22 protein-coding genes are annotated in these 25,494 nt (G+C 71.5%); 10 read left to right on the forward strand and 12 right to left on the reverse strand.

Going from position 1 to position 25,494, the window contains the following annotated elements; all coding sequences use genetic code 11:
• The first annotated feature begins 75 nt into the window (after window positions 1-75).
• Both M4960_RS06785 and M4960_RS06790 read left to right on the forward strand, forming a co-directional pair.
• Window positions 76-354, forward strand: a complete 279-nt coding sequence (locus M4960_RS06785) for a hypothetical protein (RefSeq protein WP_248703831.1) — start codon at window positions 76-78, stop codon at window positions 352-354.
• A gap of 273 nt (window positions 355-627) precedes the next feature.
• The gene (locus M4960_RS06790) at window positions 628-1,116 is read left to right on the forward strand and encodes a hypothetical protein (protein WP_111084734.1); all 489 of its coding nucleotides are present in this window, start codon (window positions 628-630) and stop codon (window positions 1,114-1,116) included.
• A 53-nt stretch (window positions 1,117-1,169) separates the two neighbouring features.
• Here M4960_RS06790 and M4960_RS06795 read toward each other — a convergent pair whose 3' ends face one another.
• Window positions 1,170-2,000: a helix-turn-helix transcriptional regulator gene (locus M4960_RS06795; protein WP_248703832.1), complete on the reverse strand. Its 831-nt coding sequence runs from the start codon at window positions 1,998-2,000 to the stop codon at window positions 1,170-1,172.
• A 122-nt stretch (window positions 2,001-2,122) separates the two neighbouring features.
• Between M4960_RS06795 and M4960_RS06800 the strand changes: the two genes are divergently transcribed.
• The 3 genes from M4960_RS06800 (at window position 2,123) to M4960_RS06810 (ending at window position 11,101) form a co-directional block, all read left to right on the forward strand.
• On the forward strand, window positions 2,123-3,418 hold the full coding sequence (locus M4960_RS06800) for a glycosyltransferase (RefSeq protein WP_374202904.1): 1,296 nt from the start codon (window positions 2,123-2,125) through the stop codon (window positions 3,416-3,418).
• Between the two features lie 328 nt (window positions 3,419-3,746).
• Window positions 3,747-9,314 carry a glutamate synthase-related protein gene (locus tag M4960_RS06805; protein ID WP_248703834.1) on the forward strand — a complete coding sequence of 1,856 codons (5,568 nt, stop codon included), beginning with the start codon at window positions 3,747-3,749 and terminating at the stop codon, window positions 9,312-9,314.
• Window positions 9,311-11,101 carry a sulfite reductase subunit alpha gene (locus tag M4960_RS06810; RefSeq protein WP_123938423.1) on the forward strand — a complete coding sequence of 597 codons (1,791 nt, stop codon included), beginning with the start codon at window positions 9,311-9,313 and terminating at the stop codon, window positions 11,099-11,101. The genes M4960_RS06805 and M4960_RS06810 overlap by 4 nt, the downstream gene beginning before the upstream one ends.
• Before the next feature lie 398 nt (window positions 11,102-11,499).
• Here the strand turns inward: M4960_RS06810 and M4960_RS06815 are convergent, their stop codons facing one another.
• The 4 genes from M4960_RS06815 to M4960_RS06830 are packed head-to-tail and all read right to left on the reverse strand — an operon-like array spanning window position 11,500 to window position 14,462.
• Window positions 11,500-11,895 carry an ATP-dependent DNA ligase gene (locus M4960_RS06815; RefSeq protein ID WP_123291787.1) on the reverse strand — a complete coding sequence of 132 codons (396 nt, stop codon included), beginning with the start codon at window positions 11,893-11,895 and terminating at the stop codon, window positions 11,500-11,502.
• 8 nt (window positions 11,896-11,903) lie between these two features.
• A complete protein-coding gene (locus M4960_RS06820) occupies window positions 11,904-13,085 on the reverse strand; it encodes a S9 family peptidase (RefSeq protein ID WP_248703835.1) in 1,182 nt (393 codons plus the stop codon).
• Window positions 13,086-13,089: 4 nt separating this feature from the next.
• A complete protein-coding gene (locus tag M4960_RS06825) occupies window positions 13,090-13,995 on the reverse strand; it encodes a hypothetical protein (protein WP_194673244.1) in 906 nt (301 codons plus the stop codon).
• Window positions 13,995-14,462 (reverse strand): hypothetical protein, encoded by a 468-nt coding sequence (locus tag M4960_RS06830; protein ID WP_248703836.1) that lies wholly within the window; start codon window positions 14,460-14,462, stop codon window positions 13,995-13,997. Before M4960_RS06830 ends, M4960_RS06825 begins: the two co-directional genes overlap by 1 nt.
• A gap of 80 nt (window positions 14,463-14,542) precedes the next feature.
• On the opposite strand from M4960_RS06830, the gene M4960_RS06835 reads away from it, so the two are divergent.
• Both M4960_RS06835 and M4960_RS06840 read left to right on the forward strand, forming a co-directional pair.
• A complete protein-coding gene (locus M4960_RS06835; protein ID WP_248703837.1) occupies window positions 14,543-14,887 on the forward strand; it encodes a helix-turn-helix transcriptional regulator in 345 nt (114 codons plus the stop codon).
• Window positions 14,887-15,870 carry an SRPBCC family protein gene (locus tag M4960_RS06840; RefSeq protein WP_248703838.1) on the forward strand — a complete coding sequence of 328 codons (984 nt, stop codon included), beginning with the start codon at window positions 14,887-14,889 and terminating at the stop codon, window positions 15,868-15,870. Before M4960_RS06835 ends, M4960_RS06840 begins: the two co-directional genes overlap by 1 nt.
• Before the next feature lie 66 nt (window positions 15,871-15,936).
• Here M4960_RS06840 and M4960_RS06845 read toward each other — a convergent pair whose 3' ends face one another.
• The 5 genes from M4960_RS06845 to mvk are packed head-to-tail and all read right to left on the reverse strand — an operon-like array spanning window position 15,937 to window position 21,241.
• Complete coding sequence (locus M4960_RS06845; RefSeq protein WP_248703839.1) at window positions 15,937-17,088, reverse strand: hydroxymethylglutaryl-CoA synthase; 1,152 nt, start codon at window positions 17,086-17,088, stop codon at window positions 15,937-15,939.
• The gene (locus M4960_RS06850) at window positions 17,085-18,149 is read right to left on the reverse strand and encodes a hydroxymethylglutaryl-CoA reductase (RefSeq protein ID WP_123291780.1); all 1,065 of its coding nucleotides are present in this window, start codon (window positions 18,147-18,149) and stop codon (window positions 17,085-17,087) included. Before M4960_RS06850 ends, M4960_RS06845 begins: the two co-directional genes overlap by 4 nt.
• Window positions 18,142-19,224 (reverse strand): phosphomevalonate kinase, encoded by a 1,083-nt coding sequence (locus tag M4960_RS06855; protein WP_111084745.1) that lies wholly within the window; start codon window positions 19,222-19,224, stop codon window positions 18,142-18,144. Before M4960_RS06855 ends, M4960_RS06850 begins: the two co-directional genes overlap by 8 nt.
• Complete coding sequence (gene mvaD, locus M4960_RS06860; protein ID WP_248703840.1) at window positions 19,221-20,246, reverse strand: diphosphomevalonate decarboxylase; 1,026 nt, start codon at window positions 20,244-20,246, stop codon at window positions 19,221-19,223. Before mvaD ends, M4960_RS06855 begins: the two co-directional genes overlap by 4 nt.
• Window positions 20,246-21,241, reverse strand: coding sequence for a mevalonate kinase (gene mvk / locus M4960_RS06865; protein WP_123938432.1), 996 nt, complete (start codon window positions 21,239-21,241; stop codon window positions 20,246-20,248). Before mvk ends, mvaD begins: the two co-directional genes overlap by 1 nt.
• An 81-nt stretch (window positions 21,242-21,322) precedes the next feature.
• On the opposite strand from mvk, the gene M4960_RS06870 reads away from it, so the two are divergent.
• From M4960_RS06870 to M4960_RS06880, 3 genes are read left to right on the forward strand one after another with little or no spacing between them, the layout of a single operon-like run.
• A complete protein-coding gene (locus tag M4960_RS06870) occupies window positions 21,323-21,796 on the forward strand; it encodes a MarR family winged helix-turn-helix transcriptional regulator (RefSeq protein WP_173170396.1) in 474 nt (157 codons plus the stop codon).
• Window positions 21,797-21,817: 21 nt separating this feature from the next.
• A complete protein-coding gene (locus M4960_RS06875) occupies window positions 21,818-22,240 on the forward strand; it encodes an organic hydroperoxide resistance protein (RefSeq protein ID WP_017885422.1) in 423 nt (140 codons plus the stop codon).
• Between the two features lie 27 nt (window positions 22,241-22,267).
• A complete protein-coding gene (locus tag M4960_RS06880; protein WP_248703931.1) occupies window positions 22,268-23,242 on the forward strand; it encodes a zinc-binding dehydrogenase in 975 nt (324 codons plus the stop codon).
• Window positions 23,243-23,333: 91 nt separating this feature from the next.
• Here M4960_RS06880 and M4960_RS06885 read toward each other — a convergent pair whose 3' ends face one another.
• Together M4960_RS06885 and M4960_RS06890 are read right to left on the reverse strand one after the other, a co-directional pair.
• Window positions 23,334-24,791, reverse strand: a complete 1,458-nt coding sequence (locus tag M4960_RS06885) for a sugar porter family MFS transporter (RefSeq protein ID WP_123938434.1) — start codon at window positions 24,789-24,791, stop codon at window positions 23,334-23,336.
• A gap of 158 nt (window positions 24,792-24,949) precedes the next feature.
• The gene (locus M4960_RS06890) at window positions 24,950-25,483 is read right to left on the reverse strand and encodes a hypothetical protein (protein ID WP_123938435.1); all 534 of its coding nucleotides are present in this window, start codon (window positions 25,481-25,483) and stop codon (window positions 24,950-24,952) included.
• Window positions 25,484-25,494 lie beyond the last annotated feature (11 nt).

Raw genomic sequence — 25,494 nt, forward strand, 5'->3', positions numbered from 1 at the left:
TCGAGTCCTCTGGCGCGACTCGACCATTGCTGCTCACGAAGGACGCCGATCCCGACGGCAACGCATACTGGTCGCATGACGAAGGAGTACGGCGAGCTGCCGGGGCGCCCGGACCCGTCGGATCTCGTGGTCGAAGTGCCCGCGTTCGAAGACGACCGTCCGCAGCCCGAACCTGCACCGCCGGCGGCCGCACCGGAGCTCGTCGCAGCGACCGAGTTCGCCCGGAGTTCCCACGCGCCGCCGACGATCCGCCGGACCCAGGTCCGTGCAGGGATGTGGATCGCGGGCGTGCCGATCGCGGTCCTCGCGGTCATCGCGATCGTGCAGATCCTGCAGATCCTGCTGCAACCCTGACGGTACCCGCGTGCTCGTTCCGGGTCAGTCGTCACGGTCGTCGACGTCTGATCCGCAGAACTCGCCGAGAAAGCGCGAGACCCGAGCGCCCAACCGTCCGGATGGGGCCCGCGCCGGAGGATGGCACGCGCCCGGCGCAACCGTCCGCATCATCAGACGATCGTCCAACGTCCGGGCCGAACGCGTGCAAGCCGGCACCCGGCGACGCAGGCTGGGTCCTGTCCGAGCTGGACGACCCACACGGGTCACCACCGCAGAGATGGGAACACGATCATGAACTCGTTCAAGCGCAAGTCCGTCAAGCTCCTCGCCGGCACCGCACTCGGTGGCGCCGTCATCGCCGGGGCGTTCGTCGCGGCACCGGCACAGGCCGCCGAGCCCGCACCGAGCACCTCGGCCTCCGTCGGCGGCAACGTCAACGTCAACCTCGACCCGGTCGCGATCGTCAACGCGATCAAGGACGCCGTGAACGACCAGAGCGACCGCGGCGGCGCCGTGCAGGCCGCGCTCGACGTCGGCTACTGGAACGCGGGCAACCCCGACCGCCTCACCGTCGCGGTGGTCAACAAGAACCAGGACATCACGGTGTCCGGCGACGTCGCGGACGCGCAGTCGATCGACATCAAGGGCGGCAACTACGTCATCTACTGGTTCAAGGGCCCCGGCTCGATCACGAACAACGGTGACGGTGGCTGGCTGAACTGGGGTGCGTTCGGCAACATCGAACGCATCGACAACGTCATCCACGTGAACGGCGGCTGATCCGCCGGCGCTGATCCGTCGGCGCTGCACCGACGCCCCCGGGGACCACGGTCTCAGGGGGCGTCGTCGTGCGTGGCGGGACGCTCGGCGACGGGCTCGATCGCCGGGGGCCAGGTCCGTGCTGCACCGCGGACCTCGCGCCGTGCACGGATCCACCCCTTCACGAAGGCGACCGACACCAGCGCCGTCCGGTTCGGCGCCTTCCACGACTTCATCAGCCGTCCGAGGTGCCACGCGACGGCCTGGCGGCTGTAGGCCGTCTCCTTCGCGATCTCGTCGTTGGAGAGCCCCTGCGCGGCGAGCGCGAGCATCTGTTCCTCGGTCTCGTCGAGGCCGGGCGCACGGGCGACGAGGTCGATCTCCCCGGTGGTGACCGCCGCCGCGGACTCGCCCGCCGATCGCCGTCGCTGCTGGGCCCAGGCCTCGGCCCAGCACGAGCCGAGTTCGTGGGCGACGAGCGAGGCGCGGCTCATCGCGAGCATCGTCCGGCTGGCGTGGTCGAGCGTGACGGCGTGGTCGCGGGTGGCCGTGTGCATGACGAGGGCGAAGACCCGGATCGCCGGCAGGGCCCCGCGGAGCACGACCGACACGTCGACGCGGGGGTCCTCCGCGCTCGCGGCCGCCACCGCGCGCAGCTGGGCGAGGCACTCGCGGTCGACGGGTTCACCGCGCTCCACGGCACGCAGCGCGGCCGGGAGCACGAGCGGGACGATCTCGGCGTACCGGCGTCGCAGCCAGTCGTGGCCGTCCGGTCGGATGCCGTGCAGCGGAGGGGTGAGCAGGAGCTCCTCGAACTCCGGACACCGCTCGTCGAGCGCCAGGCCGAGCCGCTCCCCCGGGAGCAGCACCGCCGATCGGTGTGCGTCGTCGCGCTCGGTCGTCATCGTCCGTCGACCGTATCCGCGCGACACCTGTCGTGTTCGACCGTGACGTGAACGGTCGCCGAACGCCGTTCTTACCGGGAGCACAGCGCACTGCCTCGGTCCGCATGTGCCCGCTGCCGAGCATGAGCGGCATGACGGAGACGAACCAGACCCTCGACATCGACATCGTCGTCCCCTGCTACAACGAGCAGGACACGCTCGCGGCCCACGTGCGACGCCTGCACACGTTCTGCCGGACGTCGTTGCACCACTCTTGGCGGATCACGATCGCCGACAACGCCTCGACGGACGACACCGCGCGGATCGCCGACGACCTGGCCGCCATGCTGCCGGGCGTGCACGCGGTCCACCTGCCCGAGAAGGGTCGTGGGCGGGCGCTCAAGGCCGTGTGGGGTGCATCTCCGGCGACGGTGCTCGTGTACGTCGACGAGGACCTGTCGACGGACCTCGCGGCACTCGAGCCGCTCGTGGCGCCGCTGCTCTCCGGGCACTCCGACCTGGCGATCGGCACGCGGTTGGCGGACTCGTCGCGGGTGGTTCGGGGCAGCAAGCGCGAGTTCATCTCCCGCTCGTACAACCTGCTGCTCCGCACGACGATGGGGGTGTCGTTCTCGGACGCGCAGTGCGGGTTCAAGGCGGTCACGAAACGGGCGGCCGACCAGCTGCTGCCGCTGTGCGAGGACGACGCGTGGTTCTTCGACACCGAGATGCTCGTCCTCGCCGAGCACGCGGGACTGCGCATCCACGAGGTCCCGGTGGACTGGGTCGACGACGTGAACTCGTCCGTGCAGATCGCCTCGACGGCCACCGAGGACCTCAAGGGCATGTGGCGCGTCTCGCGGGGCATCGCCAGCGGGCGGGTGCCGGTGGGTGCCGTGTACGAGACCATCGGCCGCCGTCCGTTCACGCCACCGCACGTCGGGTTCCTCGGGCAGGTGCTGCGCTTCGGCGCCATCGGGGTGCTGTCGACCGTCGCGTTCGCGGTGCTGTACGCGCTGTTCCGTCCGGCGATCGGGGCGCAGACCGCGGACTTCCTGGCCCTGCTGCTGACGGCGATCGGCAACACCGCGCTCAACCGGCGGTTCACGTTCGGTGTGCGGGGGCGTGCCGGAGCCGGGCGACACCACGTGCAGGGGCTGGTGGTCTTCGGCGTCGCCTGGGCGATCACGTCGGGGTCGCTCGTGGTGCTGCACAGCACGACGCCGGGAGCGTCGCACGGTGCCGAGATCCTGGTGCTGACGGCCGCCAACCTGGTCGCGACCTGCGTCCGGTTCGTGCTGTTCAAGGCGTGGGTGTTCCGCAGCGGCCGCCGTCGCCCGGAGCTCATCCGCCCCGGCACGACCCCCGCCGCGGACGCCAGTACGGCGGTGACGGAGCCGATCACCGTCGACGAACGGACCGGCGAGCGCGCGGCCTGACACCGTGCGGGGCTGGCCACTCGGTGCGGGGTCGTTCGGCCCGCGCAGCCCGTCGCACCGTGCGGTACGGCCCATCCCGTGCGAGGTTGCACGCTCCGTGCAGCGCAACGACAGCGCACCGAGCGGGCAACCTCGCACCAGCCGAACAGACCCGCACGGTGCGCCGCACCGCGCGGTGTTGCGTGGGCGGTATACCGCGCCGTAGCATCGCCGTACCGCACCACAACCCCACAGGGCCCGACTGCCAACACCGGTCTGCCCGCGGCGAGCGCTCCATCGATGCAGCCTGGCCGTCCGCTGCCGGCAACGCCCCACTGGACCCGCACACGTGAACCCCACATCTTTCGGTCTCTACGACCCTGCCCGCGAATCGAGCGACTGCGGCGTCGGTTTCATCACCCGACTCGACGGCACGCCCCACCACGACGTCATCCGCAAGGGTGACGAAGCGCTCTGCGCCATCCCCCACCGCGGCGGCAAGTCCGCCGAGGGTGTCGGCGACGGCGCCGGTGTGAGCATCGACCTGTCGGTGGAGTTCTTCAGCGCCATCACCGGCCAGGAGCTCCGCGCCGGTCACTTCGGTGTCGCGAACTGCTTCGTGCCGAGCGGCGCAGGTGCGGCGGCGGACGCCGAGCGCGCCCGTGCGCGGCAGACCGTCACGGACGCCATCGAGCAGCAGGGCTTCGAGCTGCTCGTGGTCCGCGACGTCCCGGTGGACCACTCCGTCGCCCGACCCGAGGCCGAGCAGTACCAGCTGCCGATCGTGCAGTGGGTCTTCCGCGCGCCCGAGCAGTGGGACCGCACCGAGGTCGACGCCGCGGCGAACCGTGCCCTGCTCACGATCGAGTCGGTGTCCTACGGCGAGGCCGCCGAGCAGCGCGCCGAGCACGCGGCCCTGTACCCGCTGTCGCTCAGCGCCCGGACCCAGATCCTGAAGGGCCGTCTGAACTCAGGCGAGGTCATCGGGTACTTCACGGACCTGCGTGACCCGCGTCACTCGGTGCGGACGCTGTACTTCCACACCCGGTTCTCGACGAACACCGAGCCGCACCCGACGATGGCGCAGCCGTTCCGGCTGATGGCGCACAACGGCGAGCTGAACACCGACCGGAAGAACCGGCTGTCGGACGAGGCACTGGCGCGTGCCCGCACCCGCAGCATCGTCCGCCCGCCCGGGCAGTCGGACTCGAGCCGCCTCGACCAGACGCTGCAGAGCCGCGTGTTCGACGACGGACTCGAGATCGTCGAGGCCGTGGTCTCGCTCATGCCGCCGGCGTGGGAGAACGACCGCACGCTGACCGCCGACGTGCGGGACATGCTCGAGTACTTCTCGCTGTACGAGGAGAAGAACGACGGCCCCGCCGCCGTGATCTTCAGCGACGGCGACGTCGTCGGCGCGCGCCTGGACCGCCTGGGGCTGCGTCCGCTGCGCACCGTCGAGACCACCGAGTACCTGATGGTGTCGTCCGAGGCCGGTCAGGTCACGTTCGACGCCGACGAGGTCGTGCACCGCGGCCGCATCGAGGCCGGCGGCATGCTCGTCGTCGACCACCGCACCGGTACCCGGATGCGCACGGACGAGGTGCTGCGCATGCTCGCGGCCCGCCGCGACTACGGCACGCTGCTCGACGCTGCGCGTGTGGACCTCGACGACCTGCCCGCTCCGGACTACGAGCGCACGACGACCACCCTGGGCTACGAGGGCGACCTGTCGCTCGCCGGCCGGTACGTGGCGTACTCGCTGAACCAGGAGAGCTTCCGGTTCATGCTCGACCCGATGCTGCAGAACGGCTCGGAGCGGATCTCGGCGATGGGCTACGGCAACGCCATCAACGCCCTGAGCGACACCGAGGGCGGCATGGCGAAGTACTTCTCGCAGCGCTTCGCCCAGGTGACGAACCCGCCGCTCGACTCGATCCGTGAAGCCGACGGCATGAGCATGCGCGTGGCGCTCGGCGCGAAGCCGGACGGCACGGGTTCGACGAGCCGACAGCTCGTCGTGCAGTCGCCGATCCTCGGCCACCTGGACATGGTGCGCCTGCGCGACCAGGACATCGTGCCGCTCGAGCGCTTCGACATGCTCTACGTGCCGGTGCTCGCCGACGAGCAGGCGAACGCCGACGCCGTGCGCGACGCCGTGGACGCCCTGTGCGACGCCGTGGAGCAGTTCGCGGGGACGTCCGGCGGCATCGCCGTGCTCACCGACCGCGAGGTCTCGTCGGCCCGTGCGCCCCTGCCCGTGATCCTGGCCGTGGCCGCCGTGAACCAGCGGCTCATCGAGACCGGGCTGCGCCTGCGGGTGTCCGTCGTCGCCGAGAGCGGTCAGCTGCCATCGTCACACCACGTGGCGACGGCCCTGGGCTTCGGCGCCTCGGCTGTGTACAGCTTGAGCGCGCGCCTGCGTGCCGAGGAGAAGTACCCCGCCGCGCCGGCCCCCGCCGGTGAGCTCACCGCGACGGACCTCGCGCTGAAGCAGTTCCGCAAGGCCGCCGAGAAGGCCCTGGCGAAGACCATGGGTCGCGTCGGCCTGTGCACCGCCGAGAGCTACATCGGTGGCGCGTTCTTCGAGCCGAACTACCTGGACACCGGCGACGACGTCCTGGCGCGGGTGTTCCCGCACATGCAGGCCCCCGTGGGCGGCGTCGGCTTCGCCCGCATCGCCCAGGCGGCAACCGACTGGCACGAGCGTGCCCGCTCGGTCGCGGCCGAGGGCCAGGTCCCCCTGCTCGGCCTGTTCAAGGAGCGCTCGGACGGTGCCGGCCACTCGTTCGGCGTCGCGAGCGTCCGCGGGTTCGGGGGCATGACCGAGGAGCGTCCGGCCTTCGAGCGCTCCGGCGACTCGGACGCACTGCGCCTGCTGACGCTCGGTCAGCTCGACGACTCCTTCGGCATCACCGACGCGGCGTACCGCAACACCGGCTACGACCGCCTCAGTGACACCGAGATCGACCAGCACCGGATCACGCCGGGCTACGTCACGTTCCTGCAGACCACGTACGACGAACGGTCGCGCCGCCCCGCTGCGCTCCGCGACGTGCTCGCGCTGCCCGCGGACGTCACCGGCATCGACACGGCCGAGGACTTCGCCCGCGAGCTGGGTCGGTTCTCGACGACCGGCAACGCCAGCGTCACCGTGCGCGGGCTGTCCGGCTCGCGTCCGACGGACGACCAGGACCTGCCGGGAGGCACGGAGCGGTTCCGCCTCGCCCTCGCGTCCACGGGGACCACGGGTGCACTGCGCCACCAGGCCCTGGCAGACGGCCTCGGGCTGCTGTACCCGGGCCAGGTCGACGTCGACTCGGTCGACGCCACCCAGGTGACGCTCCGCGCCACCGGCGCGGCCGTCGGACTGCTCGCCCTGCTCGAGAGCGCGCCCGACAGCGTCGAACTCGACGAGGTCCAGCCGGCGCACGAGATCACCCGGACCCTGGCGTCCGGCGCGATGAGCCACGGCGCCCTCGTCGCCACCGCGCACGAAGCGGTGGCGCACGGCACGAACATGGTCGGCGGCATGTCGAACAGCGGTGAGGGCGGCGAGCACCACTCCCGCTACGGCACCATCCGCGGCTCGCGGATCAAGCAGTTCGCCTCGGGTCGCTTCGGCATCTGGGCGGGCTACCTCGCCGACCCCATGCTCGAGGAACTCGAGATCAAGATCGGTCAGGGCGCGAAGCCCGGCGAGGGCGGTCAGCTGCCCGCGCCGAAGGTCACGGTGGACATCGCCGCGGCCCGTGGTGGCACGCCCGGCGTCGAGCTCATCTCGCCGCCGCCGCACCACGACACGTACTCGATCGAGGACCTGGCGCAGCTCATCCACGACTGCAAGGCCGCCCGCGTCCGGGTGATCGTGAAGCTCGTGTCCTCCGAGGGCATCGGCACCATCGCGGTCGGCGTCGCCAAGGCCGGCGCGGACGTCATCAACGTCGCGGGCAACACCGGTGGTACCGGCGCCGCGGCCGTCACGAGCCTGAAGTACGCGGGACGTTCGGCGGAGATCGGCGTCGCCGAGGTCCACCAGGCCCTCGTCGCGAACGGCCTGCGCTCCAAGGTCACGCTCCGGTGCTCGGGCGCGCACCAGACCGGGTCCGACGTCGTGACGAGCGCCCTGCTCGGCGGCGACAGCTTCGAGTTCGGCACGACCGCGCTCATGATGCTCGGCTGCGTCATGGCGAAGAACTGCAACGTGAAGTGCCCGGCCGGCCTCACCACGAACGCCGAGGCGTTCGAGGGCGACCCGCGCGCCCTCGCGCAGTACCTGCTCAACATCGCGCACGACGTGCGGCAGATCCTCGCCCGCCTCGGCCTGCGCTCCCTGCGCGAGGCACGGGGTCGCACCGACCTGCTGCAGCTCCTCGACCACCCGGCGAGCGTCGGCCGTCTGGACGCCCGCGCACTGCTCGCGCAGGTGCCGGAGAAGGTCGTGACGGACCCGGAGTACCTGGAGAAGGACTTCCACACCGACGACGCACTGCTCGAGCGCATCCGCACGGCGCTGGTCGACCACGCCCAGGAGCACGTGCTCGTGCACGGGGTCCTGCTCGGCAACAGCGACAAGTCCGTCGGCGGTCAGCTCGGCATCGACGTCGAGCGCCTGCTCAACCACGAGCTCCGCGCCGAGGACGTCCAGGGGCTGCCCGCCGTGGCGACCGACGACCGCGGGCGCCGCCGGCTGGTCGACGGTGCGGTCACGATCCGCACCCAGGGCTCGGCCGGACAGTCGTACGGCGTGTTCAACAACGACGGCATCGTGCTCGAGCACACCGGCACCGCGAACGACGGCGTCGGCAAGAGCCAGAGCGGCGGTCGGATCATCGTCCGCGCTCCGGGCGGCGGCAGTGCCGACCAGGGCGGGAACGTCCTGATCGGCAACTTCGCGCTCTTCGGGGCCACCGGCGGCCGCACGTTCGTCGAGGGCGAGGCCGGAGACCGCTTCGCCGTGCGCAACTCCGGCGCCACGGCCGTGGTCGAGGGCGTCGGCGACTTCGGGTGCGAGTACATGACGGGCGGCGCCGTGTTCAACCTCGGCGCGTTCGGCAAGGGGCTCGGCAACGGCATGTCCGGCGGGTTCCTGTACCAGTACGACCCGTCCGGTCAGGTCGCCCAGCGCGCCAGCACCGACTCGCTCCTCGTGTTCCCCGTCACCGACACCGAGCGCGGCGCGTTCCACGAGGCCGGCGCGCGCCTGCTGCTCGAGTGGCATCTCGAGGCGACCGGGTCGGCGCTGGCCGAGCGGCTGCTCGCCGACTGGGAGACCACCCGGCAGCACGTCTTCGTCGGCATGCCGCGCGCCCTGCTGCTCTCGCAGGACGCCGGCGAGATCCTCGCGGCGGCCACCCGCTCCGAGCTGCTCGACGAGCTCGCGTCCTCGATCGCCACGGACAAGCTCCGTGCGTTCAAGGTCGACTACCGCGACCAGCGCACCGTCCTCGACGGCCGGGCCCCGGCCCTCGGCGACCAGGGCGACGACATGTTCTCGCTGCTGTCGTCGTACACGGTGCTCGGTGTCGCCCAGGACGTCGCCCTCGAGCGCGTCCCCGGTGCGGGTCCGAACGACCCCCGCGTCACCGAAGCGGTGAAGAACCTCGTCCTGACCGAGGACTTCTCGGTGAAGCAGCGCGTCGTGAAGTACCTGCGCGGCACGCTCGACCGGTTCGCGGACGACCAGCTCGCGACGCTCATCGCGATCAAGCGGCTCGACGACTACAAGCGTGCGCTCACGCAGCGGAACAACCGCAGCATGGACGCACCGGGCACCACGGGGTGGATCATGCACCAGAACGCCAAGAACGACGGCCGCGTCCGCGAGGCCCGCTTCGACGAGCTGCTCGCCACCGCGGCGCTCGAGGACATCGCCCGCCGTGCACCCCAGGCGCCGACCGAGGCGGTGTCCGCGTGAGCCTGCTCCCCCCGACCGGATCGCTGATCCCCGTCGACGCACCGTTCTCGGCTGCCCAGGAGTCCTGGCTGGCCGGGTTCATCGCGGGCATCGCCGCCGCCGGCAAGAAGGCGTCCGGCGCCGCCCCCACGACGACGATCGACGTGCTGTTCGGCACGCAGACCGGCAACGCGGAGTTCCTGGCCGACGAGCTCGTCGCCGGGGCGAAGGCCCGCGGGCTCGGTGGCCGTGCCGCTGCACTCGACGCCGTCACCCCGGAGCAGCTCGCCGGGATGACCCACGTGCTCGTCGTCACCTCGACGTACGGCGAGGGCGAGATGCCCGACAACGCCGGTCTGTTCTGGGAGGCGGTCCAGGCGTCCACCGTGCCGCGGCTCGAGGGGCTGCAGTACGCCGTCCTCGGCCTCGGGGACACCAGCTACGACGAGTTCTGCCAGGCCGGCAAGCTCCTCGACACCCGCTTCGAGCAGCTCGGCGCGACCCGGGTGCACGACCGCGTGGACTGCGACGTCGACTTCGAGGACGCCGCCGCACTCTGGAGCGCCGCCGTGCTCGACCGGCTCGCTGCCGAGGCCGGCGCGACGGGCGCACCCGGCGCGACCACGGGCAGTGGTGCCGACGGCGGTGCCACCGCGACCGGCGGGGCGGGCGCGGGTCGTGCCTCCCGGCCGGGGTCGCAGTGGAACAAGCGCAACCCCTACCCGTCGCGGCTGGCCGAGAACCGGCTGCTCTCCTCGCCGCGCAGCGCGAAGGAGATCCGGCACTACGAGTTCGACCTCGGCGACTCCGGCATCGAGTACGCCGCCGGCGACGCCCTGGCGGTCGTGCCGGTCAACGACGAGGTCTTCGTCGCGGAGCTGCTCGAGCAGGTCGGCGCGAACGGCGGCGAGTCGTTCGACGGCCGACCGATCACCGAGGTCCTGCGGAGCGACCGCGAGGTCCGCACGCCGTCGAAGGACCTCATCGCGGACCTCGTGCAGCGCGCCCCGGCGAGCGAACTCGCCGCGGTCGTCTCGCACGGCGACAAGCACGAACTGGACCGCTGGCTGTGGGGCCGTGACGTCCTCGACCTGCTGCGCGACGCCGGACCGGCCGCTCCCGGACTCGACGAGCTGCTGCCGAACCTGCGCCCGTTGCAGGCACGCCAGTACTCGATCTCGTCGAGCCCACTGGCGCACCCGGACCGCATCCACCTGACCATCGCGTCCGTCCGGTACGGCGACCCGCACCGGATGTACGCCGGTGTCGCGTCGACGTTCCTGGCGGACCGGGTCGACCCCGACGGTACGGTCGACGTCTACCTGCAGCCGAACGCGTCGTTCGGCGTGCCGGCCGACGCGTCCGCACCGATGATCATGATCGGTCCGGGCACCGGCATCGCCCCGTTCCGCGGGTTCCTGCACGAGCGGGCCGCGGCCGGTGCGACGGGGCGCAACTGGCTGTTCTTCGGCGACCAGCACCGCGACACCGACTTCGTCTACCAGGACGAGCTCACCGAGCTGCAGGAGCAGGGCGTGCTGAACCGCCTCGACCTGGCGTTCTCACGCGACCAGGCCGAGAAGGTCTACGTGCAGACCCGGATGCGCGAGCAGTCCGCCGAGCTGTTCGCCTGGCTCGAAGACGGCGGCCACGTGTACGTGTGCGGAGACGCCTCGCGCATGGCGAAGGACGTCGAGGCCGCGCTGCTCGACGTCATCCGCACCGGCCGCGGCCGCGACGAGGACGACGCGCTGTCGTACCTGGCCGACCTGCGCCGCACGAAGCGGTACGTCCGCGACGTCTACTGAGCCAGCAGCGCCCGCCCGATCCGGGCAGCAGAACGCCCGGGCAGCAGAACGCCCCGGTAGCGGAACCCGAATCCGACTGCCGGGGCGTCCTGTGGAAGGGTGCCGGTCAGTGAGGCCTGACCGACGAGCCCAGTGGCGTGACGCAAGGACCCGGGTGCGATGACCCGGCTTCCTGGACGACGAGTCTCCTGATCCGGGACTCCCGTCGTGCTCGCCACTCGATCGCCGATGGTTGGTCGGCGCCGGGCGCGCACTGCGTCACGGTCATTCGGGTCCCCCTCCTGCCGCGGTTCGTTGCCGTCACCGGCTCCCTGGATGCCGGCCCGAAGGGACGACTCTGATCCGCGGTACAGAAACGCTACGACGATCGGCGGATCTTCGGAACCCGTTGACGGGAATCACTCAGCCGTGCTACCGCTCGGTGTCCCCGAAGCGTCGTCGGCGTCCCCCGGTGCGACCGCTCGCGACCACGCCGAGTCGGCCGCCGTGCTCGTGTCCGGCGGTTCCGGCGTCAGGACGAGCCCCGACCCGGACGTGGCTGAGGCGTAGAGGTCCTCGAGCCAACTGCGGTTGATCGACGGCACCCGGCTGCCGGAGAACTTGAAGTGCAGGCCGACGTTGGGGTTCAACCAGATCGTGCTGCGGCCGTTGCCGTGGACGACGTCGTCCTTCCACGAGAACGCGAACCGGTGATCACGCCGGAGCATGTTCACGATCACGATCTGCAGGTGTGTCATGGCGCGGTCGTCGATGCGGAGGTCGAGCGGCTGGCCGTCGTAGATGAGCTGACCCATGGCCCCTTCTACTCCATGGTGCCGGTGTGGTCGAGCGATCTCGCCCAGTTCGTGATCGTGGTGTCGAACCAGACGGCGTCGACGTTCCGCTCCCAGGCGTGCTCGGCGGGCTCACTCACCGCCAACGTCACGGTGTCGGGGTGCGCGTCGGCGAACTCCCGACTGACGGCGAACGGCACCGTGGTGTCCCCCGACGAGTGGATGAGCAGGGTCGGCGGCAGGCTCCGCGGCGCGTGCAACCAGGAGAGCGCGCGAACGTCCACGGGTGATCGGAGCCCGACGAGGCGGCACACGAACGGCAGCGCCATCGCCCGGAGCGCGGCACCGACGACGAACCCGGGGAGCCCGGCACGACCGGCCTGGGAGCGCACCGTGGTCGCCCAGTCGAGCGCCGGCGACACGAGGACCAGCCCGACGAACCGGTCGCGGTGCGCCGACCGCGCCAGCAGCTCGTGGGTGATCGTCGCGCCCATCGACCACCCCACGATGACGAGCCGTTCAGCCCCGTTCGCGACGGCGTGGTCGAGTGCGGCCTCGACGTCGGGCCACTCCCGGGCGCCGAGGTGCGAGGCACGGCCCTGCCAGGGTGCTTCGCCGTCGCCGCGGAACGACGGGAGGATCGAGGTCCAGCCGGCCTCGAGCGCCGCCGGCACGGTCCGGAGCGCCGTCACGCGGGTGGTGCGAATGCCGTGCACGTGGACGGCCCAGGTCGCGGCGGGCGCGTCTGCGCCGGGCGCGTCGGCGGTGGCCCGCGCGAGCTCGGCCTCGGGGCCATCGGGCCGGATGACCCAGGCCGGCGCGGGTCCCACGGGCGTCGCCAGGTCGACCTCCGCCCAGTCGACGTCCATCGCGGCGGGGTCCGGGTGCACGTGCCCGCTCCACCGCACCCGTGTCGACACGTCACCCGTCGTCCGGACCACCGCACGCCGCACGGTGCCGGCGGCCTCGTCGACGTCGAGCACCGGTCCGACCGTGGTGTGCCCGGTGCCGTCGTGCCACAGGCCGTACTCCCCCGGGCGGACGGTGTCGTCGGTGATCGGGAGCCGGATCGAGTCGTCGGTCGTCTCGAGCACCGGGGTCCAGCGGTCGCCGCCGGGCAGCACGATCTTGCCGACGACCTTCCGCACCACGAGCAGGAACGCCGCCGCCAGCACGACGAGCACACCGAGCACCCACCAGACCATCGTCATCGCATCAGCCTCCGAGACTGCGGGTCAGGGTCAGTTCCGCCGAGCGCACCTGGGCGAGTTCGGCGTCGTCGAGGGTGCGGCCCTGCACCTCGGCGTCGCGGATCGCGATGACGAGGTCGTAGGTCCGTGCCTGCACGTCGCCGTCCCGTTCGACGGCGCGCAGTTCGTGGCGCCGTGCGATGCGACGGAGCCGTCGGTGGTGCCGACGACACGTCACGTCCCGCCACCACCGGCGGAACGTCAGGGACGCCATCGCGACGACGATGAGGACGATGCCCAGGTAGAACGGCGGGTCGAAGCCCAGACGGAGTCCGTCGCGCAGCGGGGCGGGGAACCACCCGAAGTGGTCGGCGGTGAGGGAGAGCAGCTCGTCGATGCTCGCGATGACCACGAGCGACAGGCCCACCCGGAAGACCACGAGCGCGACCGGGTTCTGCAGCACGCCGTACCGGAGCGTCGCGGCGGCGATCACGCCGACACCCACCATGTAGACCGACCCGTAGAGCCACATCGCCGGCTGGTGGATCTCCCGCACGATGAAGTGGAAGTCGGTGCCGCCCCGGTCGCGCACGGCGAAGAACGGGACGGCGAAGGCCACGACCACCACGAGGAGCGCGAGCGGGCTCGCCAGCCCCGGCCGCTTCGGCAGGTCGGACGTGCTCGCCCGGAGCATCAGCCAGAAGGCCGCCGTGGCGCACACGTTCTGCACCAGGTTGATGAGGTTCGTGCCCCCGAGGGCGCCGTCGAGCACGGTCTGCGGCACGACGCTGCCGAGGGTCAGCAGCCCGAGCGCACCGACGCCGGTCGCACCCCAGGCGGCGCGGCCACGCGGGTTCCGCAGCACGTAGGGCGTGCGGGCGAGGAAGATCAGCGCCGCGCACCAGAAGGCGGCGGCGTGCAGGACGGCCATCAGCCGTAGGCCCGCTCGTCCGCGCTCGCGCTGCCGGCGAGCAGCACGGTCGCGAGCTCGTACGCGAACCGCTCGGCGAAGTGCTCGTCGTCGTCCGAGATGCTCACCAGTCCGGTGTCGCCGTCGAGGGCGCGGCGGCACACGTGCCCGCCCGAGGCGAACTCGGCGATCGAGGTGGTGGTCGGGGTTCCGGCGTCACCGTGCACGAGGTGTCCGAGCTCGTGCAGGACGCAGTGCATCCGGTACAGCTCGGGAGCGCCGGCCGGCACCAGGACGAGGTTCTCGTGCTCGAACTGCGACACCAGCGCGGTGAGCGGTCCCCAGCTCGGACCGTCGACGTCGACCACGCGGGTCGGCTTGCCGACGAACCGCCCGACCCCGGCGACGACGTCGGGGAGCCTCGGCGACGGAGGAAGGGTCGCGACGAGGGCACTGACGGTGTCCGACGCGCTCGAGCCCACTGGCATCGCCCCTTTCGATCTCCGCGGACAGACTACCTGCACGTCGCCCTTGCGCACGGGGGTGGACAGTCTTAACGTACAACCAAATGGTTGTACGAATTGCACTGTCCGACGCCGAGGTCGACCGGGTGTTCCACGCACTCGCCGACGCGACCCGTCGTGACATCGTCCGACGCACGCTCGTCGGGTCCGCGTCCGTCAGTGACCTGGCGGACGCGTACTCGATGTCGTTCGCCGCCGTCCAGAAGCACGTCGCCGTCCTCGAAGGAGCCGGACTCGTGAGCAAGGAAGCACGCGGCCGCACCCGCATCGTGCGCGCCGAACCGGGGCAGCTCGCCCGGGTCCGCGACCTGCTCGACGCCTACGGCGACCTCTGGCGGGGCCGGATCGACCGCCTCGACACCCTGCTCGACACCGACAAGGAGCAATGATGCCCACCACGTCCGTCCACACCGATCCCGAGGCCCTCGCGCTGACGCTCGTCGCCGAGTTCCCCGTCCCGGTCGAGCGCCTCTGGGGCGCCTTCGCCGATCCCCGTCAGCTCGAACGCTTCTGGGGCCCACCCGGCTTCCCCGCCACCTTCACCTCGTTCGACCTGCGGCCCGGCGGCCGCGCCGACTACCGGATGACGTCACCACAGGGCGAGCGGTTCCACGCCGCCTGGCAGGTCACCGAGGTCGACGAGCCACACCGCATCGTGTTCCGCGACCTCTTCACCGACGCCGACGGCGAGGTCGACGACGGGTTGCCGGCCAGCGAGACCGTCTTGTCGTTCGAGACCGTCGGAACCGGGTCGCGTGTGACCGTCCGGTCGTCGTTCGGGTCCACCGCCGACCTCGAGACCATGGTGGACATGGGCATGGTCGAGGGCTACGAGCAGGCCTTCGGACAGCTCGACGCCGTCCTCGCCGACCTGCGCGAGTACGCCCTGGGCAACGGCACCGTCACCGAGCTCGTCGACGACACCCACGTCCGCATCACGCGGGCCTTCGCAGCACCACGCCACCTGCTGTGGCGGGCGCACACCGAGCCCGAACTCGTCCGGCAGTGGTTGCTCGGACCGGACGGGTGGGAGATGACGGTGTACGAGAACGACCTGACGCCGGGTGGCACGTTCCGGCAGGCGTGGGCGCCGACGGGTGACACCGAGGGCGAGCCGTTCGGGTTCGAGGGCGAGAACCTCGTCGTGGAACCGGAGCGGCGGATGGTGTCCACCGAGCGGATGACCGGTGCGCCGTTCCCGCCGAACACGAACGACCTGCAGTTCGACGAGGCCGACGGCGTCACCCTCCTGACGCTGCGCATCACCTACCCCGACCGGACGCAGCGGGACATGATCCTGGCCACCGGCATGACCGACGGCATGGAGACCAGCTACCAGCGTCTGGAACGCGAGGTCCTGTCCGCCACGTGACCAGCGGACGGACGGGATGCCCGTGGCGGGGCCGCCACGGGCCTCCCGTCCGTCACGCGGTGCGTCTCAGGACGCCTCGTAGTGGCGCGCGCCGCCGCGCACCCCGGCGAACCGGTACGGCCCTGCCGTGACGCGCGGACGCTCGACGTCGTCGCTCGTCGCGGCGCCGGTCGCGTGCAGCTCGCGGTACGCGTCCACGGTCAGCGGAACGCGGGCCGAGAGCAGCTGCCGGACGCGGCCGACGCGACGGTGCTCACGGTAGGACGGCTGCACGATGCCCGTGAGGAGCTCGCCGACGCTGCCCGAGCCGTAGCTGAACAGGGCGATGCGCTCACCCGCCAGTTCCTCGTCGAGGTCGAGGAGCGCGGCGAGCCCGATCCAGAGCGACGCCGTGTACGTGTTGCCGGTCTGCTTGTTGTACGTGAACCCGACGAACAGCTCCGACTCGTCGAACGGCACGCCCACGTGCTGCGTCAGCTTCCGGTGGGCCTTGAGCGCCATCTTCGTGAACGGCTGGTGGTGGACGAAGCGCACGATGTCCTCGTACGCCGGTCCGCCTTGCTCGGCGAGGTCGTCCCACGCGCCCACGAAGGCGTCGACGTAGGCGCTGACGGACAGGCGGCCGTCGACCAGCGCGGTGGAGCGGTCGTTCGGACGCCAGAAGTCGTCGACGTCCGCGGTGAAGACGCCGGCGGCCGGCTCGATCTCGATGAGGTCGGGGTCGGCGGACACCAGGATCGCGGCCGCACCGGCACCCTGCGTGGGCTCGGCGGCGGTGTCGACGTCGTAGCGGGCGACGTCGGCGGCGATGACGAGCACGCGCTCGTGCGGTGCCCGGGCGATGATGCCGAGGGCGAGCTGCACGGCGGCCATCCCGCCGTAGCAGGCCTGCTTCAGCTCGACGACGCGGACGTTCTTCGGCAGGCCGAGCAGCCCGTGCACGAAGACGCCGGCGGCCTTGGACTGGTCGACGCCGGACTCGGTGGCGAACAGCACGGTGCGGATGCCCTCGACACCGTGGCGGTCGATGACCTCCTTGGCCGCGGCGGCCCCCATCGTGACGATGTCCTCGTCCGGGGCGGGCACGCTGAAGGCGTCCTGGCCGATGCCGACGTGGTACTTCGCCGGGTCGACGCCGAGGCGCTCGGCCAGGTCGTCGAGCTCGAGCACGTGGTGCCCGGTCGCGATGGCGATGTCGTGGATGCCGATGCGCGTCATGCTGCGCCTCCGGCCGGCTTCGTGCCCCGTCGCTCCATGGCGACGTGGGCGGCCATCAGCTCACCCGGGTTCGTCTGGGCGGCGAGGAGCGAGAGTTCCCCGCACAGCACCGTGGCGGCACACAGGGCGGCGAGCCGACGGGCGTTCGCACCGGGCTCGCGGTCCTCGCGGCAGCCGAGGCGCACCAGGGCGTCCTCGACGACGGGCAGGTCCCCGCCCTTGCCGTTGCCGACCGTGCCGACGATCAGGTGCGGCAGCGACGTGGCGAAGTACAGGTCGCCGTCGCGGTTCTCGGCACTCGTGATGCCCTGCGAGCCCTCGACGATGTTCGCGGCGTCCTGCCCGGTGGCCAGGTAGAAGCCGAGCAGCATGTTCGCGTAGTGCGCGTTCGCGGAGCGGAGCGCCCCGGCGATGGTCGAGCCGATGAGGTTCTTCGCGATGTTCAGTTCGACGATGCGCTCGGTGCTCGACCGCAGGCGCTTCTCGACGATCTCGCCGGGGATCACGATCTCGGCGATGGTGTTGCGGCCACGACCACGGATGCCGTTCACCGCGCTGGCCTTCTTGTCGGTGCAGAAGTTGCCCGACACGGACACGTAGCGCAGGCCCGGCTGCCACGCCAGGATCGCGGGCAGGAGCTTGTCCGCCGCCTGCGTGACCATGTTGTGGCCGGAGGCGTCACCGGTCGTGAACGCGAACCGCAGGAACAGCAGGTCACCGACGATCTCGGGGTGCACCTCGATGAGCTTCGCGAACCGGCTCTGCCCGGCGACCAGCGCCTCGAGCTCGTCCTGTCGCGCGAGGATCTGCCCCGCAGCGACGTGCGCCGCAGCGGCACTGGCTGCTCGGACGACGACCGAGCGGGTCATGCGCTCGTCGACGACGGTCGCGACGATGCCGTCGTCGACCATGCGCGAGATGCGGGCGCCGCGGCCGACGGACGGCCAGAGCGGCGACTCGTACGTGGCGAGCGGGACCTCGTGCTCGCCCTGGACCGCGTTGCCGCTGATGCGGATCGGTCCGACCCACTTGGTCGGGATCGGCGTGAGCAGGTCACTCATCGAGGGCTCCTTCTGGTGCTCGCACCGCGACGCTGAGGTGTCTGATGTCGTGCGCCTCCCAGGCGCGGTGGATGCCGGCGGGGTCGATGTCCGCGGGGACGAGTGCGATGCCGCAGTCGCCGCCGCCGGCGCCGGACGGCTTCGCCGCTCCGCCGGCCGCCTCGACGACGTCGCACAGGGTCGCGAGGCGTTCGGTCTCGATCTTCGACCCGACCGAGTCGCCGAGGCGCTGCATCAGCACCCGGGCACGTCGGAGCGCGTCGAGCGTCTGCTCCGCGTCGCCGGTCTGGAGGCCCGTGGTCAGGTCGTCGACACAGCTGCGGCTCTCGTCGAGGAACGCCTGGTACCCGCCGTTGCGGTGCCGACGCACCACACCGACGAGCTTCGTGGTCGAGGCCGGCGAGCCGGTCCAACCGACCAGGAGCTGCAGGTTCTCGGGGGCCGGCAGCCGCTGGACGTCGAAGCCCGCCCACGCGTCGGCGTCGGTGAGGATGTCGGACACGCGGCGCTCGTCGACGAACGAGGCGAGGTGGTCGCGGTCCGGGGCGCTGTAGCGCAGCCACCCACCGAAGGTGCTCGCGGCGAGGTCCCCGCCGGACGCCCGCGGGTTCACCCGGATGGTGGCGAGCAGGGCGACCTGGAAGCGCTGCCGCTGCGTCAGGCCGATGCCGTAGAAACGGTCGAGGGCACCGACGGTCGCGACGGTCACCGCCGCCGAGGACCCGAGCCCGAACTTCCGGCCGCTGGCGTCGTCGAGCTGGCTCTCGATCCGCAGGTCGTGGAAGCGCGGGGCGATCCCCCGCTCGGCGCGGAGTTTCTCGACGAGGTCGATCGTCGCCATCACGTAGTCGTAGGGGTGGTGCTCGCGGTCCAGGGCGAGACCGTCCTCGTCGCGCGTCCAGGTCAGTGGCAGGTGGCCGTACTCCTCCGAGTGCACGCTGCCCGCACCGTGCGCCTCGGACACGCGTGCCGTGATGGCGCGGTCGAGGGCGATGAGGACGGACGGCTGGCCGGGTTCGACGACGGCGTACTCGCCGGCGACGAACAGCTTGCCGTGGGCGCGGAACTCGATCACTGCACGGACTCCTTCTGGTCGGGGCTGTCGCTCGCTGCGGCGACCCCGATCTCTTCGGAGCGGAGCACCCGAGCGGCAGGTCCGGTGCCGGACTCGATGACGTCGCCGAACGACGCCAGCGCGGTGGCCACGGCGGAGCGGTCCTCGGGCCGGCAGAGCACGACCACGTTCGGGCCGGCGTCGGCGGTGGCGTAGGCCTCGAGCCCGGCGGCGCGGAGTTCGCCCACGGCGTCGAACACGGCGACGCTGCGCGCGTTGAGGTAGCGGATGGGCGGGAAGGCGCCCTCGATCGTGGCGTGCATGCGCAGCGCGTTGCTCTCGGTGATCTCGCCGATGCGCGTGAAGTCGCCGGCTGCGCAGGCGTCGAGCATGTCGCCGACGGTCTCGGTGGTCGACGTGACCCACGCCGGGTAGAACGGCGACGTCGCGATGGTGCGTCGCATCGCCTCGCGCGAACCGATGGGCTTCGGTCCGGCGTCGATCGTCACGACCACCATGGCCATCGGCGGTGCCGGGATCGGCTCGGCGAAGGACCCCTGGTCGTCGCCGGCGTGCCACACGGCGACACCGCCGGGGATCGACCGCGTGGCCGACCCCGAGCCGCGTCGGGCCAGGCGGGACAGGTCGCGCGGGGACAGGTCGAGGCCGTACGCCGCCGAGGCCGCGGTGGCGAGCGCCGCGAACCCCGACGCGCTCGAGGCAAGTCCAGCACCGGTCGGCACGGTGTTCTCGGACACGACGGACGCGCGGGCGTCGCTGCCGACGAGCTCCCGCACGAGGTCGAGGAACTGCTGCACGCGCACCAGGGCGCCGTCCTCGACGACGTGACCGTTCAGCGTGAACCGGTCACGGGCCTCCTGGCCGGTGCCGGACCCGCCGTCCAGCGTGACGGTCGTCGTCGTCGGGAACACGTCGAGGCCCATGGAGACGCTGCCCGTGGCGGGCAGCGCGAGCTGCGCGTCCGCCTTGCCCCAGTACTTGACGAGGGCGATGTTGGGGTGCGCGACGGCGGTGGCGGTCATCAAGCGCGGGCTCCGATCGTGGTGGTCCAGGTGGCTGCGGCCCCTGCGCCGCGGAGTGCGGCCGCGATGCGGTCCGCGTGGTCGTCGTCCGCGGCGAGTGCGAGCACGCACCCGCCCCGCCCGCCGCCGGTCAGCTTCGCGCCGAGGGCGTCCGCAGCACGTGCGGCGTCGACGAGCCGGTCCAGGTCGGCACTCGACACGTCGAGTGCGCTGAGCAGGTCGTGCGCGGCGTCCATCGTGGCACCGAGCCCCTGTGCGTCGCCAGCCTCGAGTGTCCCCCGTGCCCGCCGTGCGAGCGCGCCGATCCGGTCGATGACCGCGTCGACGGCGACCGGGTCCTGGTCGTGCCGTTCCCGCACGGCCGCGACCGCCTGCCGGGTGTGGCCGGGGACACCGGTGTCGGCGACGACGAAGGTGAAGCGGGCCCCGAGGGCGACGGGCTCGATGCGGCCACCCTCGAACCAGACCGGCACCGCGGCGACGACACCGCGGGCGTCGAGTCCTGACGGACGGCCGTGGGCGACCCGCTCGCACTCCTGGATGAGGTCGTGGTGGGTCTCGGCGTCGAGGGACTCGCCGAGGGCGTCCGCGACGGCTGCCGTCACGGCGGCGGCGACCGCTGCGCTCGAGCCCATGCCCCGGGCGGTCGGGACCTCGCTCTCGACCCGGACGTGGAAGTGCCGGTCGGTCACGCCGAAGTGCCGCAGGGTCGCGGTGACGGCGGTGACAGTCGGCATCACGGCTGCAGGTGCGAGGTCGAGCGGCCCCGTGTGCACGGTGGACTCGAGGGTGTGCCCGACGACCGTGCCGGTGGCCTCGTCGACGCCGGCGGTGACGGGGCTCACGGTCGCGACGACCCGGGCGTCGAGCACCGGCAGGACGAGAGCGGGTGCGCCGTAGACCACGGCGTGCTCACCGATCAGGATCGTCTTGCCGTGGGACGACGCGGTCCCGGAGCCGGGGGTCGTGGTGGAGTCGAGGTCGCTGCTGGTCATCGTGGGTCACGTCAGCCTAACCGTCCGGGCCGGAGCACGTGTTGGGTTGTGCACAACCGAGTTGCGTGCGATCCTGGTGGCATGCCCGTGACCGACGAGATGGTGTGCTTCTCCCTCTACGCAGCGAGCCGCGCGACCACGCAGGCGTACCGCTCGCTGCTCGAACCCTGGGGACTGACCTACCCGCAGTACCTGGTGCTCGTGACCCTGTGGATCGAGGGTGACCAGACCGTCTCGAGCCTCGGTGACCACCTACAGCTCGACTCCGGCACCCTGTCGCCCCTGCTCCGCCGCATGGAGCAGTCCGAGCTCGTCCGCCGCGAACGCCGCAGCGCCGACGAGCGCGTCGTGACGATCACGCTCGGCGACCGCGGCCGCACCATCCGTGCCGACCTCGCGCACATCCCGGCGACGATCGCCGCCGGCATGGGGCTCCCCGACGAGCAGGCCGCCACGGAGCTCATCGCGACCCTGCACCGGCTGACCGAGACGATGCACGCCGCGGCCACGAACGACACCGCCGCGACGCCCGACCGCGCCGCCGTGGACCACTGACCCCACGAAGGAAGGAACACCATGGAAGCCCTCTACACCGCCGAGGCCCTGGCCACCGGCGAAGGCCGCAACGGCCACGTCGCCACGAGCGACGGCACGGTCGAGTTCGACCTCGCCATCCCCAAGGAGATGGGCGGCTCCGGCAACGGCGCGAACCCCGAGCAGCTCTTCGCCGCCGGGTACGCCGCCTGCTTCCACTCCGCACTGCAGGGCGTCGCCCGCAGCCAGAAGGTGAAGATCACCGACTCGTCCGTCGGCGGCCGCGTGCAGATCGGCCCGAACGGCAACGGCGGCTACCAGCTCGCCGTCATGCTCGAGGTCGTCATCCCCGGCCTGGAGCACGACCAGGCCCAGGCACTCGCCGACGCAGCCCACCAGGTCTGCCCGTACTCGAACGCGACCCGCGGCAACATCGACGTCACCATCGTCGTCTCGGAGGACTGACCCATGAGCACCACCACCCCCACCACCATGCGCGCCGTCGTCCACGAGACGTTCGCCGAGCCCGCCGACGTCCTCGAGGTGCAGGAGCGCCCCGTCCCCACGCCCGGCGCCGGCGAGGTCCTCGTCCGCACGGTCCTCTCCCCCATCCACAACCACGACCTGTGGACCGTCCGCGGCACCTACGGCTTCAAGCCCGAGCTGCCCGCCGCCTCCGGCACCGAGGCACTCGGCGTCGTCGAGGCCCTGGGCGAGGGCGTCACGAACCTGTCGGTCGGCCAGCGCGTCGCCGGCGGTGCCTTCGGCGTCTGGGCCGAGTACTACACCGCGAACGCCGCCGGGCTCGTCCCGGTGCCGGACGCCATGACCGACGAGGCCGCAGCACAGCTCGTCTCGATGCCGTTCAGCGCCATCAGCCTGCTGCACTCGCTCGACCTGCACGAGGGCGACTGGCTCATCCAGAACGCCGCGAACGGTGCCGTCGGGCGCATGGTCGCCCAGCTCGGCGCGGCCCGCGGCATCAACGTCATCGGCCTGGTGCGTCGCGCCGCCGGCGTCGAGGAGCTGCGCGAGCAGGGCATCGAGCGCATCGTCGCCACCGACGCGGACGACTGGAAGGACCAGATCGCCGCGATCACCGGAGGCGCCCCGATCGTCGCCGGTGTCGAGTCCGTCGGCGGCAAGCACGCCGGCGACATCGCCAGCGTGCTCGGCGAGAACGCGACCCTCGTCGTCTTCGGCGCGATGGCCTCGCCCACGCTCGAGATCCCCTCCGGCAAGGTCATCTTCGGCCAGCTCACCGTGAAGGGCTTCTGGGGCAGCGTCGTCAGCAAGACGATGCCGGCCGAGACGAAGGGCCAGCTCTTCGGCGAGCTCATCACCCGAGTGCTCGACGGCTCGCTGACGCTCCCCGTCGCCGAGACCTTCGCGTTCGAGGACGTCCGCGACGCCGTGCGTGCCTCGGACACCGCCGGCCGCGTCGGCAAGGTGCTCCTGCGCCCGTAGCGCGACCACTGAACGAACGGGAGGCCCGGTGCCAGCTGGCACCGGGCCTCCCGTCTGTCTGCACGCGCGATCACCGCGCCACGCGCGCGACCTAGCCGCGCGACGCCTTCTGCGGGACCGTGAAGATGTTGCCGGTGGTGACGCCCTCTTCCACCTCTTCGAGGGTGCGGCCGCGGCTCTCCGGCACGAACTTCCAGATGAAGAGCAGCGCGAGCAGACCGACGATGCCGAAGCCGAAGAACGTCCCGGTGATGCCGGTCGCGGCGACGATCGTCGGGAAGTAGAGCCCGAGGAACGCGTTGGCGATCCAGAGGCAGAACACCGAGATGCCCATGCCGAGCGCGCGGATCTGGGTCGGGAAGATCTCCGACAGCACCACCCACACGGCGATGTTGAGGAAGGTCTGCATCGAGCCGACGAACGCGACGACGAGGAACAGGATCACCCACGGGCGGGCCGGGTTGCCCTCGGGCAGCGCGACCGAGGCGATGCCGATCAGGAAGTGGCAGACCGTCGTCAGCGAGAACCCGATGATCAGGGTCGTCCGGCGGTTGATCTTCTCCATGTTGTACAGCGCGATGACGCCACCGACCACGGCGATCACGCCGGGGGCGATGTTGGCGATGAGGGCCGCCGACGCCTGGAACCCGGACTCGATGAGCACGGTCTGGCCGTAGTACATGATCGAGTTGATGCCGGTGAGCTGCTGGGCCACGCCGAGCCCGGCACCGATGAGCACGATGCGGATGAGCCACTTGTTGCCGCGCAGCGTCTGCCACCCGCTGACTCGATCGGCCTTCGCCTCGAGGTCGTTGCTCCGCTTGATGTCGTCGAGCTCGGCGGTCGCACGCTCCGTGGTGCGGACCTGCTGCAGGACGGACAGCGCTTCGTCGTAGCGCCCCTTCGACGCGAGCCAACGCGGCGACTCCGGCACCCGGAGCATGCCGACGAACAGGGCGATCGCGGGGAGTGCACAGACGGCCAGCATGACGCGCCAGACGCCGTTGCCCTCACCCCACAGGTTGCCGATGATGGCGTTGACCACGAACGCGGCGAGCTGCCCGATCACGATCATGAGCTCGTTGCGGCCGGACAGCGAACCCCGGATCTCGTACGGAGCGAGTTCGGCGAGGAACACCGGGACGACCGTCGATGCACCACCCACCGCGAGGCCGAGGAGCACACGACCGACGACGATGACGCCGAACGTCGGTGCGAAGACGCAGATGAGCGTGCCGAGGAAGAACGTCACGGCGAGGGCGATGATCGTCTTGCGCCGCCCCCACCCGTCGGCGATGCGGCCGCCGAGCATGGCACCGATCGCGGCACCGAACAGCAGGGAGCTGGTGACGACGCCCTCGGTGAAGTTCGTGAGGCCGAGCTCGGCCTTCATCGGGTTCAGGGCACCGTTGATGACGCCGGTGTCGTACCCGAAGAGCAGTCCGCCGAACGTGGCGACCAGGGCCAGGACGCCGAGGCGGCGTCGGTGTGGTCCGGTCCCGATCGGGGGCAGTGCGACAGTCGGGGCTGTCGGCTTGATGTCGACCATTCGGTGACTCCTTCGTCGGTGATCGCGCTTCAGTGCGTGCACCGATGGTAACCCGATTCCATGTCCTGTCAATTGGACATTCTGTCGTCAGGACGATTGGATCGGTCCACATAACGCCTGATCAGGACGGGAGCGGTCCAACGGCCCCCGTTCGACCGTCAGGACTCGTCGGGCGTCGGGCTGTCCCCCAGCACGTCACCGAGCGACGCGATGTCCGCGCCGTGGTCGGTGTAGCGCCGGACGGTCCGTCGGGCAGCTGCGCTCGCGGCACCGGACAGCGCCGGGTTGCGTCGCGCGGCATCGGCCACCCGGCCCGCGTGCCCCGCCGTCGAGAGCAGGACGTTCGCCAGCGCCCGGGCGTCGCCGCGCTCGGGCACCCCGGTGACCGTCCACGCTGTGCGCACCTGGGCGTCCGGCGTCACACCGCGTCGGGTGCCCATGCGGTGCCAGTCGGACAGCACGCCCTCGGTCCGGGACGCCGCGCGGTCGGCCTCGCCCGCTCGACGGCGCGCGGCGTCGCGTGCAGCGGACTCGCTCGCGCCCTCGACCGTGTCGTACCGGTCGGTGAGGCCGTCGGCCCGGCGCCGGACACTCTCCGCCCGTTCACGAGCAGCGCCGTCGTCACCGCCTTCTTCTGCGATGCGGGCGGCGTGCGCGGCGGCAGCCGCGGCGAGGATCTCCGAACGCTCCATGGCCTCGACGG

This window comes from Curtobacterium sp. MWU13-2055, from assembly GCF_023242305.1.
In the GTDB taxonomy this organism is placed as follows: Bacteria; Actinomycetota; Actinomycetes; order Actinomycetales; family Microbacteriaceae; genus Curtobacterium.

Coding starts and splice junctions, on each gene's coding strand:
- M4960_RS06825 (WP_194673244.1), bottom strand. CDS start 13,995: ATGGCCGTCCTGCACGCCGCCGCCTTCTGGTGCGCGGCGCTGATCTTC.
- M4960_RS06840 (WP_248703838.1), top strand. CDS start 14,887: ATGCCCACCACGTCCGTCCACACCGATCCCGAGGCCCTCGCGCTGACG.
- mvk (WP_123938432.1), bottom strand. CDS start 21,241: ATGACCAGCAGCGACCTCGACTCCACCACGACCCCCGGCTCCGGGACC.
- M4960_RS06795 (WP_248703832.1), bottom strand. CDS start 2,000: ATGACGACCGAGCGCGACGACGCACACCGATCGGCGGTGCTGCTCCCG.
- M4960_RS06885 (WP_123938434.1), bottom strand. CDS start 24,791: ATGGTCGACATCAAGCCGACAGCCCCGACTGTCGCACTGCCCCCGATC.
- M4960_RS06890 (WP_123938435.1), bottom strand. CDS start 25,483: ATGGAGCGTTCGGAGATCCTCGCCGCGGCTGCCGCCGCGCACGCCGCC.
- M4960_RS06845 (WP_248703839.1), bottom strand. CDS start 17,088: ATGACGCGCATCGGCATCCACGACATCGCCATCGCGACCGGGCACCAC.
- M4960_RS06835 (WP_248703837.1), top strand. CDS start 14,543: ATGGTTGTACGAATTGCACTGTCCGACGCCGAGGTCGACCGGGTGTTC.
- mvaD (WP_248703840.1), bottom strand. CDS start 20,246: ATGACCGCCACCGCCGTCGCGCACCCCAACATCGCCCTCGTCAAGTAC.
- M4960_RS06790 (WP_111084734.1), top strand. CDS start 628: ATGAACTCGTTCAAGCGCAAGTCCGTCAAGCTCCTCGCCGGCACCGCA.
- M4960_RS06850 (WP_123291780.1), bottom strand. CDS start 18,149: ATGAGTGACCTGCTCACGCCGATCCCGACCAAGTGGGTCGGACCGATC.
- M4960_RS06815 (WP_123291787.1), bottom strand. CDS start 11,895: ATGGGTCAGCTCATCTACGACGGCCAGCCGCTCGACCTCCGCATCGAC.
- M4960_RS06800 (WP_374202904.1), top strand. CDS start 2,123: ATGAGCGGCATGACGGAGACGAACCAGACCCTCGACATCGACATCGTC.
- M4960_RS06870 (WP_173170396.1), top strand. CDS start 21,323: ATGCCCGTGACCGACGAGATGGTGTGCTTCTCCCTCTACGCAGCGAGC.
- M4960_RS06880 (WP_248703931.1), top strand. CDS start 22,268: ATGCGCGCCGTCGTCCACGAGACGTTCGCCGAGCCCGCCGACGTCCTC.
- M4960_RS06830 (WP_248703836.1), bottom strand. CDS start 14,462: ATGCCAGTGGGCTCGAGCGCGTCGGACACCGTCAGTGCCCTCGTCGCG.
- M4960_RS06875 (WP_017885422.1), top strand. CDS start 21,818: ATGGAAGCCCTCTACACCGCCGAGGCCCTGGCCACCGGCGAAGGCCGC.
- M4960_RS06785 (WP_248703831.1), top strand. CDS start 76: ATGACGAAGGAGTACGGCGAGCTGCCGGGGCGCCCGGACCCGTCGGAT.
- M4960_RS06820 (WP_248703835.1), bottom strand. CDS start 13,085: ATGACGATGGTCTGGTGGGTGCTCGGTGTGCTCGTCGTGCTGGCGGCG.